The following is a 17,158-nucleotide window of genomic DNA, read 5'->3' as shown; positions in this document are numbered from 1 at the left end:
CCATTTGAGATTTTAGATTTTAGATTAAAGAATTGGGAATGACTGATGACTAACAGGGTTTGGATATTGGCTACAGTTGCATTCTTTTCTTAAACTGGTCTCACTACTTGCCTGATATTAATTCGGCAGAATGACGGAGGCCGTTCGATCAATTTGACTCGAAAGGAACATTTGATGATGCAAAACCCAGTAAATCAAGCCGGATGTGTGTCTGCGCCGCCGCCGCACCCAACAAAAAAGCTGCGCCGCTTTTGGCAAAACATCAGCAATTCTGCTCAATCAGGGTGGCAGCAAGCGCACAGTCTTTGGGAGCACAGACGGCAGCGCCGCCATTTGCTGACCCTGCTAATTCTAGGCACCACGGCTTTAACCATTAGCACAACTGCTTGCATCAGCTATTTTTTTGTGCGCGGACTAATCCTCGATAATTTAAAGGAAATAGCACTATTAAAACTAGAAAAAGGCACCGACGAAATCGACCGCTGGCTCAGCAGCCGCAAAGCAGAAATACAAACCATTGCTTACGATCCTACAGTTAACACTCTCAATTGGAAATTAGTCGAGCCCCAGTTGCAAGGAAAAATATACAGGTTAAAAGAGTATTTCATCCTATCATTAAGTCAACCCGACGGGTCATTCATCAACACTCTAGGCAACCGCGCGAACAGCAAAGACCGCCAACACTTTCAAAAAGCAATGGCTGGGCAGCTCAACGTTTCCGATCCGCTGATCGGCCGCAGTACAAAAGTTGCCAAAATCATCATTTCAGCTCCTATTTGGGCCTTGCCTCCCGCTCCCAATCAAGTAATTGGAGTCCTCTCGGGTGGCATTAAATTAGATAAAGTAGCATCTGTGGCTAATAGCTTGCACTACGGTTCCGACAGTTATGCTTTTGCGCTCAATTCACAAGGAGTGCCAATTGTTCATCCCAACAATAACTTAATCGGAAATATCGACCGGCTGGTCCCAAGCTTTTTAGATTCACAAGACCCCGCACTCTCCACAATTACGCGGCAGATGATCGACGGCCAGAGGAACATCGAACTGGTAAAAATAGATAAAAAATGGGTGTATGTAGGCTACGCTCCCCTCAAGGAAGTTAACTGGTCGATGGCTTTAGTAATTCCCCGCGAAAATATTGAATCCCAACTGCAAGCATTAAATTTGCTGACATCCGGAGTCGCCGGACTGCTCGTCCCGGCAATGCTAGCAGCAATTTGGCTAATTTATTGCTCGGAAAACAATCGCGCTCAAGCGGAGCGAGAAGCCATGCTCAACCGGATTGCCGGACGCATTCGCGCTTCCCTGGAATTAGACGAAATCTTGCAAAGTACAGTCGAAGAAATAGTAAATTTGCTGCACCTAGAACGGGCGGCTTTTGGTTGGTACGAACCGCAAAAAAAAATGTTACAAATCCTGTGGGAATCTTGCCCATCAGATTCTGCGACACCAGCCCTAGAGTTTGAGCCTTACTTTCTCGGGAATGTGTTAGTACCGAGCGGCAAAGGCGAGCCAATTATTCTTTCGAGCGACACTTTGGCTGAGGGTGTAACTCAACCGCTCGAACTTAAAGCTAATAGCTATTTAGCCGTACCTGTCCAGACTCAGAACGAGCCGCAGGGTTATTTAATTTGCAGCCACGCTACTCATTGGCTTTGGAGTCGGGAGGAAATCCAACTGTTAAAAGCTGTAGCAGACCAATTGGCGATCGCAATTACTCAATCTCACCTTTACAGTCAAACCCAAGACCAAGTAAAACAGCTCAATAGTGCCTTAAATGAACTGAAAAAAACTCAAACTCATTTAGTGCAGAGCGAAAAAATGTCATCCCTAGGTCAAATGGTGGCCGGGATAGCGCACGAAATAAACAACCCCGTTAACTTCATTGCGGCTAATTTGCCTCACACCAGCCAATATACTAAAGATTTATTAGACTTGGTGAATTTATACAAACAAACCTTCCCAGAGGTTCCCCGAGAAATCGCAGATTTTGCCGCAGAAATCGAGTTAGAATTTATCGAGGAAGATTTGCCGCATATATTGAATTCTATGAGAATAGGAACCGATCGCATTCGCAGCATAGTTCTTTCTTTGCGCAACTTTTCTCGCCTTGATGAATCTGACAAAAAGCTGGCGGAAATTAACGAAGGTATAGAAAATACCTTACTGCTGCTCTCCAACCGCATCAAAAATAGAATTGATATAGTCAAAAACTACGGAAAAGTGCCTTCAGTCGAGTGCTATCCCTCTCAGCTCAATCAGGTGTTTATGAACTTGCTGAGCAATGCGCTCGATGCCTTGGACGAGATCGATGACCTGGATAAAATTATTACTATTTCCACGGGAGTAGTTCGCGAAAATGGCGGGAAATTTCTGGAAGTGGCGATCGCCGACAACGGCCCCGGCATTCCAGACAGCGTTAAAGACCAAATTTTTAACCCATTTTTTACTACTAAACCCGTGGGCAAAGGCACTGGTTTGGGGTTAGCAATTAGCTACAAAATTGTAGTGGATGGACACGGCGGCAGCATCCAAATTTCTCAACCTCCGGACGGCGGCACGGAGTTTTTGGTAAAAATTCCTATTAGTAACGGAAAGTAATACCATTTTAGATTTTAGATTTTAGATTTTAGATTTTAGATCTAAGAGTTTAGCTTTTAGATTTTAGAGTTTAAATTTTAGATTTAAGAGTTGAGATTTTAGATTTTGGAATTGGGAAGGGATGAGAAAATAAGGGTTTGCAGCTTGTCTACAGTTGCATTAATTTTTGAAACAGGTATAAAAACGAAGTGGGAAAGGAAGCCCGCGGATTTTGTAACCGAGGTAACGGGAAGAGGTCCGAGATCCGAGGGAACAAACAGTTTTAATTAATGCTAAGTTGACGGTCCTTGGCTAAAATTAGAATAGTTTTTTTTAAAGGAGTGTTTTATGGCTGTTGGCAAGGATACAATTCTCCAGGGCTTTTTGGCCCCCGTGATGCGACTGCTGATCGACGAAGAAGCACTGGGACGATTATACCAAGGTATCGACTGGGAAACAGCCGCCGATCGCTACCGACAACCCGACTTAGTTTATCCCGAATATTACAGCAGCCAAAACTTTCACGGCATTAAAGGCGGCTACCTCAACCCCAGTGCCGCCATTTCCTACGATCCAATCACGCAATATGTTTTGCCTCCCCACGAAACAGTCGTCAGGCAAGGCTTAATTGACGCTGTACGGGTGAAACCGCGCCGAATCATCGATTTGGGATGCGGCACCGGTTCGGCAACGCTCATGCTCAAGCAAGCTTTTCCCGAAGCGGAAGTTGTCGGGTTGGAGTTGTCGCCTTATATGCTGGTAGTCGCTGGCATGAAAGCGCAAAAAGCCGGCTTAAATATCCAGTGGTTGCACGGAAAGGCCGAAAGCGTTGCTTTTGGCGATGGCAGCTTCGATTTAGTCGCAGCTTCCTTCCTGTTTCACGAGACGCCGCCTGCTGTATCGCGGGCAATTTTGCGAGAAAGCTTCCGACTGCTGAAGGTTGGGGGACAAGTGGTAATTTTGGACGGAAGCCAAAAAACTTTGCGGCACACACAGTGGCTGACTGATATGCTGGAAGATCCTTATATAAATTCTTACCTGGCTGGCAGCCTCGATGCTTGGGCGGGGGCGGCTGGATTCGCGGCGGTGCAAACTCACGAACACTGGTGGACGAATCAGGTGACGCAGGGCGTGAAACCTTTGCCTGGGGAAGATTTGGAACAGGTGCGGGTGGCGGCGGGGTGGAATCCGATCGATCGGGTTCCTGATTTTGATGGCGATTTACCAGGCATTCCAGCTCCCGCTTGATGTATTAACTGTTGATTGTTGACTGTTGACGGTTGACTGACTAATGACTAATGACTAATGACTGATGACTAATGACTAATGACTAATGACTAATGACTGATGACTAATGACTCTAAAAGCAGTTTTATTTGATTTTAATGGTGTGATTGTTAATGACGAGCCGATTCACGAGAAAATAATCGATCGATTGATGCTCGATGAAAATCTCCAGCTCAAACGTGGGGAGTTTCGAGAAGTTTGTTTGGGAAGGAGCGATCGCGCTTGCATTACCGCACTTCTCGAGCGCCGGGGACGATTTCTGACAGAAACATACCTCGATCGGCTGCTGCGGCGCAAGGCCGAAGCTTACAAAGCTCAAATAGATACTTTGGACAAACTGCCGATTTATCCGGGTTTGGCAGAATTTATTGACAAAATTCGGGTCGCCGGACTGAAAATGGCCGTAGTTAGCGGGGCAATCCGATCGGATATAGAATTGGTGTTAGATCGGGCCGGTTTGGCAGCAAACTTTGAGTTAATTGTCGCAGGCGACGACTTGAGGGCGAGCAAACCAGCACCCGACGGCTATCTATTGGCTGTGGAACTTCTCAACCAGAAATATCCCGACTTTAATCTGCAACCGATCGAGTGTTTGGCGCTAGAAGATACTTTTGCGGGGATTGAAGCGGCAAAAAAAGCGGGGATTCAGGTAGCCGGTGTGACTCACACTTACCCGTTTCACATGATCCAGCGCCAAGCTAATTGGACGGTGGACTATTTTGCTGATTTAGAGTTGGACAGAGTGGCCCAACTTAGCTCGATCGCCCGCACTGAGCCGGCTGTGGAAAACACTTGACGTTTTTAGCAGTTACGTGCTAACGTAGGTCACGGTCTGCGAAGCTGAGAGCAAGCGAGACCTGTAAGCCTTTTAGATTCGTCCATCCCGCATCTAAAATGCTAAATTAAAACTCAATCAGGGGAATTAGCTCAGTTGGTAGAGCGCTGCGATCGCACCGCAGAGGCCAGCGGTTCGAGTCCGCTATTCTCCATCCATCAGGGGCATTTCTACAGGTGACGATCGTATTCAAAGCGAATTGCGATCGTCACCTGCTTTGACGCCCGCCTATGAGTGTGCGATCGACCCGGTTTCTGCCTAACTTTTAGCATCAATAAGATAATTTCTGTAAAGAAACCCGGTTTCTAATTTCACACTGATTGCTGAAAAGACGTATTTTGGTGTCTAAACGCGGTTTCACAAAAGAATGCAACGGTAGGTAAACTCCAAAGCCTTATTTCATCAGTCAATCTAAAATCTCAAATCTAAAATGGTATCAGGCCAGTTTTTGCAGCAGTGACCGTCAATCCCCAGAAAAGTTTCATTTTGTCAACAGATCGTAAATTTTGTATCTAAAAATACAACAGTCTTCTGAAGCGAGTCTTAATATCAAGTCGCTATGTGTTATTATTCTCAATTACCATACTCATCTATTCAAGAGTAACAAGAAAAAATGACAAAGCGATTCGATCGGCGGAAATTTCTTTTATACAGTTCTGCTACCCTAACATCAAGTTTATTTCTAAAAGCTTGTAGAACTCCCACTCCAACAGCAAATCCAGCCGCTTCTCCCACATCAACAGGAACTACACCAGCAGCCGGGGGCCCAAACACGATAAAAGTAGGAATCTTGCATTCCTTGAGCGGCACAATGTCAATCAGCGAAAAAAGCGTGGTCGATGCCGAACAATTAGCGATCGAAGAAATTAATAAAGCTGGGGGTGTCCTCGGGAAACAAATCGAAACAGTAATAGAAGATGGCAACTCAGACTGGCCGACTTTTGCCGAAAAAGCCAAAAAGTTGATCGACCAAGATAAAGTAGTCACCGTCTTCGGATGCTGGACATCCGCCAGCCGCAAAGCAGTATTGCCAGTATTTGAAGAAAAAAATCATATGCTGTGGTACCCCGTACAATACGAGGGTCAAGAGTGTTCCAAGAATATCTTTTATACCGGGGCGGCGCCGAACCAGCAAATCGAACCAGCAGTTGACTGGCTGCTAGAAAATAAAGGCAAAAAATTCTTCTTAGTCGGGTCTGACTACGTTTTCCCCCGCACGGCAAATACCATTATCAAGGAACAGCTAGCAGCCAAAGGCGGCGAATTAGTTGGAGAAGATTACATTCCTTTGGGCGGGACAGAAGTCACGCCAATTATTACTAAAATTAAGGCAGCTTTGCCAGACGGGGGCGTCATTTTCAATTCCCTCAACGGCGACAGCAACGTAGCATTTTTCAAACAGTTGCAGGGTGCAGGTTTGGGACCGGACAAATATCCGTCAATGTCTGTCAGTATTGCTGAAGAAGAAGTAAAGGCGATCGGCGTAGAATATCTTAAAGGTCATTACGCCGCCTGGAATTACTTCATGACAGTGGAATCTCCGGCAAATACAAAATTTGTGCAAGCTTTTAAAGCAAAATACGGCAACGATAGAGTGACTAACGACCCGATGGAAGCAGCTTACATCATGGTTTACCTCTGGAAGCAAGCCGTCGAAAAAGCAGGGACAGCCGACGATTTGGAAAAAGTGCGCGCAGCAGCTTTGGGTCAAACCTTTGACGCGCCGGGGGGCCAAGTAACGATGGAAGTTAACCATCACCTTTCTAAATTTGTGCGGTTGGGCGAAGTGAGAGAAGACGGTTTGTTTAAGATCGCTTTTGCTACGCCAGAAGCAGTGAAGCCGATTCCTTGGAATCAGTTTGTCGCTGAAACAAAAGGCTTTTTTTGCGATTGGTCAGACCCCACAAAAGGCGGCAAATTTAAGAGCACATAATTGAGGAAATTTTCAACTCTCTCCGGGTGCGCAGCGCCCACCTTTCCCCTTACATAACTGTGTACATATAGCAACCGCCAAGACGGTTAGGACATTCTTAATCGCTGAAACCATTGCTATGACGGCTTCTTCCTTCTTCCTTCTTCCTGACATCCGTTACATCCGTTACATCCGTTACATCCGTTACATCCGCCCTTGCGAATCCGTTGCCGAACTTCCTTCTTCCTTCTGCTATAAAACGTCGCTCCTGGTGCTTATGGCGCACCTTTACCTCATACAAAAACTCGCGTCTTTAGGGGCGCGCAATGTGTACCTTTACCGGATTTGATAGCTCACATAATATCAAATCCGTTAGCATCGGAATAGTAAATTCGAGTTCACTGTTGACGGTTCACTGTTCACGGCGTCAACAGTCAACAGTCAACCGTCACCAGTCACCAGTCAACATCATTCCGGTGTAACCGGAAATAATATAAAACATCGCTCTGTGCGCTGATGTCCCACCTTACGCTTATACAAAAACTTGCGTTTGTTGGTGGCGCAATGCCCACCTTACCATTACAGAATTGCACCAAATATTCTAGGAAAATAGGAGGATAAAAAGTGGCGATCGGCTTATTAGACGGTTTATTTAATGGCATTAGCATCGGCGCTGTTTTACTAATTGCAGCCCTGGGGTTAGCGATTATTTTCGGGCTGATGGGCGTGATTAATATGGCTCATGGCGAGTTGATGATGCTGGGGGCTTATACAACTTTCGTGGTGCAAAATGTCTTCAAAGGTATCGGAGGATTTGCTTTTGAAACCTATATTTTATTTGCGATTCCCCTAGCTTTTTTAGTAGCTGCATTGGTAGGATTAATTCTCGAACGCGGAGTGATTCGCTATCTTTACGGGCGGCCGCTAGAAACTCTGCTGGCAACTTGGGGCGTAAGTTTAATTTTGCAGCAGTTTGTCCGCAGCGTCAGTTGGGTGCTGGTAATTGGGATTGCGGTGTTTTGTTTGCTGTTTTTTGGCGGTTTGCGAGTGCTGAAGCAGCGCCCGGATTTCGATCGCATTCGCAGCAAAATTATCGCCATAATTTTGCCTTTATCTTTGGGTATTTCCTGGGCGGTGAGCGCCTTTTTAGGGCAAACTTACCAACTCGCAGTAACTAAACCTTGGTTTGGCGCTCAAAACGTGGATGTGACTGCGCCTGCATGGCTGCGCGGCGGCATCCCGCTGGGCAATTTCCAGTTGCCCTACGCCCGACTTTTTATTATTGCGCTGACAGGAATTTGTTTGGCGGGAATTTACCTATTTTTGCAGCGTTCTGTGTGGGGACTTCGCATTCGCGCTGTGACGCAAAATCGCAGCATGAGCGCGTGTTTGGGCATTCCTACCGAACAAGTAGACGCGCTGACTTTTGCTTTGGGTTCGGGGCTGGCAGGTGTCGCTGGCTGCGCGATTAGTTTGATCGGTTCGGTAGGCTCAAATACCGGACAAAATTATATAGTCGATACCTTTATGGTGGTGGTTGTGGGCGGTGTCGGCAAGATTGTGGGGACTGTAGTTGCTGCAATGGCGATCGGCACTGCCAATTATCTGATCGGTTCGGGAACCTTAGCAATAATGTTCGCTCCTGTCAAGCCTTTAGCCGACTTCTTGACATTTTTCGCCACAACCAGCATGGCAAAAGTAATGGTATTCGCCTTAATTATGGCTTTTCTGCAAGTGAAGCCGGGAGGAATTTTCCCGCAAAAAGGGCGGACGGTAGAAAATTAAAAATTACACCTGCGAAGGTAGCGAAAAATGCAGAACAAACATCAAAAAGCCTGGCTAAAAGAAGCGGCAATTGTCAGCGCGATCGCCCTCACATTCATATTGCTGATCCCAGGAATACTCCCCGACGTTCGCCTCAATCAATTAGGGCGATTTTTAGCACTAGCAATTGCAGCCCTCGGCATAGACTTGATTTGGGGATACACGGGTTTGCTGAGTCTCGGACACGGTGTATTTTTTGCGATCGGCGGCTACGCCTTCGCCATGCACCTAAAACTGCAAATTCCCCCAACCGCCAGCATCCAATTGCCCGAATTTATGGGTCTCTACGGCGTCACCGAACTGCCCTGGTTTTGGCAACCATTTTATTCATTTCCCTTCTCAGCAGCAGCAACAGTTCTCATCCCCGCTATTTTGGGCGCACTTTTGGGTTATTTAGTATTCCGAAATCGGATTCGAGGCGTTTACTTTTCAATTCTCACCCAAGCAGCAACCATAGTATTTTTCAACTTCTTTAACGGTCAGCAAAAACTCATTAACGGAACCAACGGACTCACCGACTTTAAAACCTTGTTCGGAGCCACAGTAAATGACCGAAATACTCAATATATTTTCTATATTCTCACCATACTATTTCTAGCAGCAACTTACGCCCTCTGCCGCTGGCTGACCAGCGGGCGCTTCGGCCGCCTGCTAGTAGCAATTCGCGACGACGAAGTGCGCCTGCGTTTCTCAGGTTACAATCCCACAGGATATAAAGTTTTAGTCTTTGCAATTTCTGCCGGTTTAGCCGGGATTGCAGGCGCATTATTTACCGTACAAACCGGAATCATTTCGCCAAAAGCAATGGATATTGCCTTTTCAATTGAAATGGTAATCTGGGTCGCAGTAGGAGGTCGCGCCACATTATCAGGAGCAATACTCGGAGCGCTGCTAGTCAACTTTGGCAAGAGTTTTTTGAGCGAACAATTCCCCGAAGTGTGGCTATTTTTCCAAGGCGCGCTATTCCTAATAGTAGTCACAGTGCTGCCCGACGGCTTAGTCGGATGGCTGCAACATCAAGGTTTTGACCAAATCCGCACCCTGTTCAGAAGACCGAGGTACGCCTCTACTTACCCCAGCCTGGAACAAGACCCCCAAGTGCAGCTCGAAAAAGAAGAACTTGAACATTGAGGGCAAAAATATCGTGTAATTTAGAAGTAGGCTGACATAAATAAATTTCACCTGAAAGAGACAAACGAAGCAATCGCAATAGACTTGGGAAAAGCTGCATTTTTCTCTGAGAATATGCAATATATATGTCCACCTACTTAGGAATCAGAATTAAATAACCTGCAATTTTAATTGTTCTTGTGGGATGGGCGTCTCGCCCGTCTATAAGGGACGGGCGAGACGCCCATCCCACAGGCTTATGCAAATTATTTAATTCACGATCCTTAGATATCAGTAGCAAGCAGCTTAATTCTTTAACTTGAGGAAAAACATATGGCAGATATTATTGACTACAAAATCTACGGCGACGATTTGCAACTCATCGAGATTGAACTCGACCCCAAAGAAGGCGTCAGGGCTGAAGCTGGAACCATGACATACATGGAAGGCGACATCCAAATGCAAACATCCACAGGCGGCGGCTTATTTCAAGGTTTCAAACGAATGCTGACAGGAGCGGGTTTTTTCATTACCACCTTTGTCAACGCCGGAAATCGCAAGGCCCGCGTCGCTTTTGCCGCCCCCTATCCGGGTAAAGTAATTCCCCTGGATTTAGGCCAACTTGGCGGTAAATTTTTGTGTCAAAAAGACTCTTTTCTCTGTGCGGCCAACGGCATTGAAATTGAGGTAGCTTTCACCAAGCGGCTGGGTGCCGGTTTCTTTGGCGGAGAAGGTTTTATTCTGCAAAAGTTGCAGGGTGACGGGCTAGCTTTTGTTCATGCGGGAGGAACAATAGTTGAGAAAAATTTGGGGGTGGGTGAAGTGTTGCGAGCGGACACTGGTTGTTTGGTAGCTTTTGCGCCCACAGTAGACTACGATATTCAGTTTGTTGGCGGGTTTAAAAATGCTCTATTTGGTGGCGAAGGCTTGTTTTTAGTCAAGCTAACCGGGCCCGGAAAAGTGTATTTGCAAAGTCTGCCGCTATCGAAGTTAGCGGAACGAATTATGGCTGCAAGCCCAACTGCAATTCCGAGCAGCTCTAGCAGTTTTAGTTGAGAGTAAACTGGCATCAGAAAGTAGAAAATAGGGTGCCACGGAAGGGGAGAAAATCTGCTTAATAAGGGAGGATATTTGCGCTCCGTACCTACAAGTGATATCGGTTGTTGTCCATTAGTGAGTTAATTGCTAATTATGAATGGAAAAGTCTTAGAAATAGAAAACTTGACTGTTAGTTTTGATGGTTTTAAAGCTATCAACGGTTTAAATTTTAGCATGGATGCGGGCGAACTGCGAGTTATCATTGGCCCTAACGGTGCGGGGAAAACAACTTTTCTCGATTCGATTACCGGGAAGGTGCAGCCGACAGAGGGCAGGGTGTTATTTAAGGGACAAAATTTGCGCAAGTTCTCGGAGGATAGGATTTCGCGCTTGGGAATTGGTCGCAAGTTTCAGACGCCGCGAGTTTACTTGAATTTAACGCCGCGCGAAAATTTGGAATTGTCTTGCAGCCGCGATAAAAATGTTTTTTCTACTTTGTTTAAGCCTGCTTCGGCTGCTGAAAAACGCACGGTTGCCGGTTTGTTAGAAACAATTGGTTTAGTGGCTAAAGCTGATGTTTCGGCTGGTTTGCTTTCTCACGGGGAAAAGCAATGGTTGGAAATTGGAATGTTGGTGGCTCAATCTCCTGATTTGTTGTTGGTAGATGAACCTGTGGCGGGTTTGACGGATGAGGAAACGATGTTAACTGGAGAGTTGCTCATTTCGCTGGCCGAAAGTCATTCGGTTTTGGTAATTGAACACGATATGGAGTTTGTGCGGCAAATTGCGCGGCAGGTGACGGTGTTGCATCAGGGTGCGGTTTTGTGCGAGGGGACTATGGATGAGGTGCAAAATGACGATCGGGTAATTGAGGTATATTTGGGCAAACCGGAAGACTAAGAAGTTATTAGTCATTAGTCATTAGTCATTAGTTATTAGTTATTAGTCATTAGTCATTGGTCATTTGTCAGTTTACTGTTTCCGATTACCAATTACCGATTGCCGATTACCGATTGTCAATTACCAATTATCCATTACCAATTAAAAACTATGCTGCAAGTTTCTAATTTGAATGTTTATTACGGCGAAAGTCACATTTTGCGCGATGTCGATTTAAGCGTCTTGGCGGGGCAAATGGTTTGCTTGATCGGCCGCAATGGTGTGGGCAAAACTACTATGCTAAAAACGATTATGGGGTTGCTGCAACCGCGCGGCGGCACTATTGCTTTTGGCGGAGAATCTATTGCTTCTAAGTTGACTCACCAGCGGGCGAAAATGGGCATTGGTTACGTGCCTCAAGGACGCGAAATTATTCCCCGTTTGACGGTAAAAGAAAATCTATTGTTAGGTTTGGAAGCGAAACCAACCAAAACCAAAAATCCTGAAGTTCCCGAGGAAATTTTTGATTTATTTCCTGTTTTGAAAACTATGCTCGATCGCCTGGGAGGTGATTTGAGCGGGGGACAGCAGCAGCAGTTAGCTATTGCTAGAGCTTTGATGGGTGAGCCGCAGTTGCTGGTTTTGGATGAACCGACGGAGGGAATTCAACCGTCTATTATTTTAGACATAGAAGCTGCGGTGCGCCGCGTGGTTGCTACTAGGGGAATTTCTGTTTTGTTGGTGGAGCAACATTTGCATTTTGTGCGCCAAGCTGACTGGTATTATGCTATGCAAAAAGGCGGGATTGTGGCTTCTGGAAGCACTGGCGAGTTAAGTGATGAGGTGATTCAGAGGTTTTTGGCTGTTTGATTCTGAAGGAAGAGGGAAGAAGGAAGAGGGAAGAAGGAAGAGGGAAGCCGGAAACGAGGAAACGAGGAAACGAGGCAGAGCCTCTAGATATTTATTCCCAGGCAGAGCCTGGGAACAAGGGAACAAGGGAAACAAGGGAACAAGGGATGCAGTCCGCCCACCATGCGGACTTTGTTTGATAAGAAGCGATTTCAATCGCCTAGGAAACGAGGCTATATTATTGATTTTTTCTGCCGTCGGGCATTGTGGTGCCGGCCATACTTGCTCGATCGATACTAGCGCCATCTATATTAGCATTGCGGAGGTTGGCATCGGAAAGATTGGCATCTCTCAAGTCGGAAAATCGCAGGTCTGCACCGTCTAAATTTGTCTTTGTCAAGTTAGCTTTTCTGAGGTTAGCGTTGCTGATTCTCGCTCCTACTAATTCGGCTCCGCTTAAGTCTGTGCGAGCTAGATTGGTGTTGGCAAAATCTGAGATCTCGAAGCGACTACCGCTGAGGTTGGCATCTGATAAATCTGCTCCTGTAAGGATGGGATTTTTTAAGTTAATGTTAACTAATTTTACGGCTCGGAGGTCGCAGCGGGAGCAGCTTTGAGTTAGCAGCAGCGTTTCGACGTTGGCGTTGATTTGGTCGATTTGTTCCTGGGAGAACTTTTCGGCAAATTCTGGGGAGACGTAGCCGAGGTTTTTGGGGTCGTCTGGTTTTGGTTGGGGTGTTGGGATTTGGGGTGTTTGGATTTGTTGGGGTGGTTGGATTTGTGGGGGTGTTTGGATTGGTTGGGGTGTTGGGATTTGGGGTGTTTGGATTGGTTGGGGTGTTTGGATTGGTTGGGGTGTTTGTGGTTGGGCGATCGCGCTTAGTTGCAGCCCCACATCTAGCAATTCCAGAGTTGCGGCAAGAATTACCAGGGCGATCGACATTATTGTGAGTTTTTTCATAAATAACTTTTTGCGAAAATACGATTTATATTGTATAATACCTGGAAAAGTGAACACCCTACATTTCGCTAAATAGATCCAAATTCAGATAAAATACTTCGGAACCGTCAGGTGCGCGAATTAACTTTTCTATGACCGGAGGCAGTTGCTGTTGACGGTACAATTCGGGAATTTCGCAGAAGCTTTCTTCGGAAATTTCTAAAATTTTTGGCATCTCAGGAATGGGAAACCCCAACCGATCGCTCTTATTTAAAGTGCAAATAATCAGGTAGTTGCAGTCAACAATGCTCCGACTGCTGGGAAATATTGTGGATAAATTAATTAGGGTAATTAGTTCTTCTTGATGTCGCACTAAACTATTACCGCTAGGTAACAGGCCGTAGGAATTAAAATCTTTAACAATGCGTTCCACTCGTTCAATAGGAACAGCATAGTAAACATTTCCTAGTTCAAAGGAAACCATTTTTTTAGAAGAAAGTCTAACATAGCCTTGTTTCTTGCTCCGGAATCGGCGATTGTAATTGGCGTGAGTCATTCGATTTTAGATTTTAGATTTTAGATTTTAGATTGAAGAATTTTTGATTTTTGATGTTTGATTTTAGTAGGTGCGCCAGCCCGCGCACTTTACCGCTATCATTCGCGTGTCAAACCACTTTTTCCCTAAGTTTTGTTTGAGATTGGGAATTATTTGATTGGAGATGTGAGATTTTTGATGGGATTATTTAGTGTTTTATTAATTTGGGGATGGCTTGTAAAAGTTGGGCTTCGCTGTAAGGTTTGGTGAAGTATTGATTGGCGCCTAATTCCATTGCCATTTGCCGATGTTTTTCGCCGCTGCGGGATGTCAGCATGGCTACGGGAATATTAGCAAACCGATGGGTTCCTCTGATCGATCGCAACAATTCAAATCCATCCATCCGGGGCATTTCAATATCCACGATCGCCAAACTGCAATCAAGACCATTTTGCAACTTTTCCAGGGCATCCACGCCGTCTTTAGCCTGTACCACCCGGTAGCGAGCACGAGTCAGCGTCAGAGACAGCAACTGCCGAATTGTATAGGAATCGTCCACTACCAAAATCAGCGGTGACTGACTCGCACTCGGCGCCATCTCCTGCACTGTACCGGACACAGCGGCGATCGAACTACTTGCCGAAGGTTGACCCACCAAATCGTCCACATCCAGAATAGTCACCACGCGCCCGTCCCCCAAAATCGTACTCCCCAAAACCCCGCGAGGCTTGGATAGAGGCGGCGGCAAAGGTTTAACCACAATTTCCTGCTGGCCGATCAGCCGTTCCACGGCCACCGCCAGCATTCCTTCGGGAGAAGCCAAAACCAGGACGGGAATTTCGTCTAGGCTCAAAGGGTCAGGAGAGGGGGCATCCGGCGCGGCGGCGCTGTATTCGAGCAAATCTTGCATCCTCACCAAACGAATAAATTCCTGCCGCCACCACAGCATCGGCTGATTGCCGGCGATGTGAACTTCCGAGGCTTTAATGTGCAAAATTTCCTCTACTGCATCCAGCGGCACTGCTATTTTATTGTGATCGGTCTTCACCATCAATGCATCAGTAATCGACAGCAGCAGCGGCAGTTTGATGATAAAACTCGTACCTTTTCCCAGGCGAGAGTCTACCTTCACAGTCCCCCGCACAGTCCGCAAATTTGTTCGCACCACGTCGAGTCCGACTCCCCGCCCCGAAAGGTCGCTGACCCCTTCTGCAGTGCTGAAACCCGGCCAAAACAGAAAATCGTAGAGTTCGGCAATGGAAAATTCTTGAGCTTGTTCCTCCGTCGCCAAACCCTTTGTGACAATTTTACGGCGAATGATTTCCGGGTCAATGCCTTTGCCGTCGTCGGCGACAGTAATAATAGTCTGCCCGCCTTGGTGGCGGGCTTCTATTTCAATTTGACCGCTGGCGGGCTTGCCGATTGCTTGCCGAACTTCGGGCATTTCGATGCCGTGGTCAAAAGCGTTTCTCACTAAGTGTATTAAGGGGTCGCGCAAAGCGTCGAGCAAACTTTCGTCAATTTTGGTATCTCTTCCCAGTAGCAGCAGGTTGACATCTTTCTCGTATGTGAGGCACATATCCCGGAGGGCTCTGGGCAAGTGATCGACGGCGCGGCTGAAACTCACGACTCGCAACTGCATGACGCGGCTGCGCAGTTGGTCGGTAATGCGGCGCAGTTGGTCGGTACTGCGCTCGAATTTCATGGCTAAGGTGTCTAATTTGGTGGCGGATTGAGAAATTGCTTGGGCAGTTTCGATGACTTCTGCAGCTGTCGAGTGGAACTCTGTATAACGATCCATCTCTAAGATATCGAAGTGAGCGTGGGGTACAGAGGATTTGCCGTTAGCAATGATTGGGAATTCGGTTTCTGCTGCAGCAAGTTTTCCCAATCCAGACGAACCGTTTCCCCCTCTCCAGTCTGCAAAACTCAGTCTGTCGTATTCTTCTCGCAACTGACCGCCGAATTGGTTCAAATCTAGGATACTGCGGCGGATGCGCTTGACTTCGCTGCGCAGTTCGGATTCTTGAAGTTCTAAATTTGTACGGTTGATGACTAATTCTCCGACTAGATTCACCAATTCATTTAAGCGTTCTAAGTCTACGCGGATTGTCGGCCTTTGGGGGTTGGGGACTGGGGGAGAGGCGGAGGCGGAGGGGGGGAGTGTGGGAGTGGGGGAGGGGGGGAGTGGGGGAGTGGGGGAGGGGGGGAGTGGGGGAGTGGGGGAGGGGGAGATGGAGGGGATGTCGATCGCCCTTCCTTCCAATAGTTGTTGGCGTGCGATTTGCAAGTTTTGGGCGATCGCCCAACCCTCGGATTGCAACCGTTGTAGAGTCAAGTCTGGAGAGTCGATCAAATCTCTGAGGGGTTCGGCGACTTTCCCAAAATCCGGCAATTGCAGCATTCCAGCCAAACCGGAGAGTTGATAGTAAACCTGGTTGAGGGCGGCCACGCTTTTTGCCAAATCTGCCTCAGAAGCTTGGGAAAGGTCGGTTTCGAGGCGATTGAAGAGTGGGAGCACATCGTGTTCAAAAATCAGTTTCAGGGTTTCCGGGGCGGCCGATTGGCTGGCTGCGGGGACTGGCGACTGTTCTGGCTTGCCGTACTTGGCCTCGAAAATCGCGAAAATTTGGGCGATCGCCTCCAAGTTTTCGGTTTGATCGGGAGTTGTGACATCGGAGTGTTGAATTGATTCGAGGGCAATGTTTTTGAGAGCATCCACGCCTTGCAGCAAAACACTCACAGTAGTCGGTTCCAGAACCGACAAGTCTGTGCGATCGCGCAAAATGACAAAACAGTCCTCCAGCGTGTGAGCCGCCGCCGATACGTTTTGAAAGCCCAACATCGAACCCGCACCTTTAATCGAGTGAGCCGCCCGAAACATTTCTTTAACTGCCGCTTGTCGCTCTTTCAACCCCGCAGCTTCCATCGCCAGCAGGTTCGTCTCCATTAACTGGAGAAACTCTTCGCATTCTGCGGTAAAAGCATCTATTAATTCGTTTAAATCGTCATCATTCATATTAGTAATTAGTCTTTAGTCAATACTTCGGACAGTTTTTGATTGCCCACCGTATCATAAGGGTTGCAAGGCGATTCGGTCATGGATACACCAACGAAAAATCGATAGTTTCAGACGAATAAATAAAAACTGGCCGGACTATAGATTAGTCATCTGTCATCAGTTAGTTAGCAGTCATTAGTCATTAGTCATTAGTCCGCCGTCGCCCGTAATTCGTATTATTAAAATCCCCGAAAAAAACCTCCCTGTCTTTATATTTTAATGACCAATGACCAATGACTAATGACTAATGACTAATGACTAATGACTAATGACTAATGACTAATGACTAATGACTAATGACTAATGAC

At 46.7% G+C, this 17,158-nt stretch carries 13 protein-coding genes and 1 tRNA gene; 10 read left to right on the top strand and 4 right to left on the bottom strand.

The window, feature by feature from the left end:
* Nucleotides 1–174: 174 nt before the first annotated feature.
* The 5 genes from QUB61_RS08940 to urtA all read left to right on the top strand — a co-directional run bounded on the left by QUB61_RS08940 (nucleotide 175) and on the right by urtA (nucleotide 6,635).
* Nucleotides 175–2,601: an ATP-binding protein gene (locus tag QUB61_RS08940; protein ID WP_333126894.1), complete on the top strand. Its 2,427-nt coding sequence runs from the start codon at nucleotides 175–177 to the stop codon at nucleotides 2,599–2,601.
* Between the two features lie 327 nt (nucleotides 2,602–2,928).
* Entirely contained in the window at nucleotides 2,929–3,828 is a 900-nt protein-coding gene (locus QUB61_RS08935; RefSeq protein ID WP_333126897.1) for a methyltransferase domain-containing protein, read from the top strand.
* 106 nt (nucleotides 3,829–3,934) lie between these two features.
* Complete coding sequence (locus QUB61_RS08930) at nucleotides 3,935–4,663, top strand: HAD family phosphatase (RefSeq protein ID WP_333126900.1); 729 nt, start codon at nucleotides 3,935–3,937, stop codon at nucleotides 4,661–4,663.
* A 120-nt stretch (nucleotides 4,664–4,783) separates the two neighbouring features.
* A tRNA-Ala gene (locus tag QUB61_RS08925) sits at nucleotides 4,784–4,856 on the top strand.
* Nucleotides 4,857–5,315: 459 nt separating this feature from the next.
* Complete coding sequence (gene urtA / locus QUB61_RS08920; RefSeq protein ID WP_333126902.1) at nucleotides 5,316–6,635, top strand: urea ABC transporter substrate-binding protein; 1,320 nt, start codon at nucleotides 5,316–5,318, stop codon at nucleotides 6,633–6,635.
* A 97-nt stretch (nucleotides 6,636–6,732) separates the two neighbouring features.
* On the opposite strand, the gene QUB61_RS08915 is transcribed toward urtA, so the two are convergent.
* Nucleotides 6,733–6,900 (bottom strand): hypothetical protein, encoded by a 168-nt coding sequence (locus QUB61_RS08915; protein WP_333126904.1) that lies wholly within the window; start codon nucleotides 6,898–6,900, stop codon nucleotides 6,733–6,735.
* A 344-nt stretch (nucleotides 6,901–7,244) separates the two neighbouring features.
* Between QUB61_RS08915 and QUB61_RS08910 the strand changes: the two genes are divergently transcribed.
* From QUB61_RS08910 to urtE, 5 genes are all read left to right on the top strand, one after another.
* On the top strand, nucleotides 7,245–8,399 hold the full coding sequence (locus QUB61_RS08910; RefSeq protein ID WP_333126923.1) for an ABC transporter permease subunit: 1,155 nt from the start codon (nucleotides 7,245–7,247) through the stop codon (nucleotides 8,397–8,399).
* Nucleotides 8,400–8,426: 27 nt separating this feature from the next.
* Entirely contained in the window at nucleotides 8,427–9,569 is a 1,143-nt protein-coding gene (urtC, locus tag QUB61_RS08905) for an urea ABC transporter permease subunit UrtC (protein WP_333126906.1), read from the top strand.
* A gap of 312 nt (nucleotides 9,570–9,881) precedes the next feature.
* Nucleotides 9,882–10,604, top strand: a complete 723-nt coding sequence (locus QUB61_RS08900; RefSeq protein ID WP_333126908.1) for a TIGR00266 family protein — start codon at nucleotides 9,882–9,884, stop codon at nucleotides 10,602–10,604.
* A 135-nt stretch (nucleotides 10,605–10,739) separates the two neighbouring features.
* A complete protein-coding gene (gene urtD / locus QUB61_RS08895) occupies nucleotides 10,740–11,486 on the top strand; it encodes an urea ABC transporter ATP-binding protein UrtD (RefSeq protein WP_333126910.1) in 747 nt (248 codons plus the stop codon).
* A 150-nt stretch (nucleotides 11,487–11,636) separates the two neighbouring features.
* Complete coding sequence (urtE, locus tag QUB61_RS08890) at nucleotides 11,637–12,335, top strand: urea ABC transporter ATP-binding subunit UrtE (protein WP_333126913.1); 699 nt, start codon at nucleotides 11,637–11,639, stop codon at nucleotides 12,333–12,335.
* A gap of 217 nt (nucleotides 12,336–12,552) precedes the next feature.
* Here urtE and QUB61_RS08885 read toward each other — a convergent pair whose 3' ends face one another.
* The 3 genes from QUB61_RS08885 to QUB61_RS08875 form a co-directional block, all read right to left on the bottom strand.
* Entirely contained in the window at nucleotides 12,553–13,275 is a 723-nt protein-coding gene (locus tag QUB61_RS08885; RefSeq protein ID WP_333126916.1) for a pentapeptide repeat-containing protein, read from the bottom strand.
* 58 nt (nucleotides 13,276–13,333) lie between these two features.
* Nucleotides 13,334–13,810: a chemotaxis protein CheW gene (locus tag QUB61_RS08880; protein ID WP_333126919.1), complete on the bottom strand. Its 477-nt coding sequence runs from the start codon at nucleotides 13,808–13,810 to the stop codon at nucleotides 13,334–13,336.
* A 187-nt stretch (nucleotides 13,811–13,997) separates the two neighbouring features.
* Entirely contained in the window at nucleotides 13,998–16,808 is a 2,811-nt protein-coding gene (locus tag QUB61_RS08875; protein WP_333126921.1) for a hybrid sensor histidine kinase/response regulator, read from the bottom strand.
* Nucleotides 16,809–17,158 lie beyond the last annotated feature (350 nt).

Source organism: Microcoleus sp. C2D2 (genome assembly GCF_036702495.1).
In the GTDB taxonomy this organism is placed as follows: Bacteria; Cyanobacteriota; Cyanobacteriia; order Cyanobacteriales; family Microcoleaceae; genus Microcoleus.
The sequence above is the reverse complement of the archived record's forward strand: the minus strand, read 5'-3'. Positions and strand labels throughout refer to the sequence as shown.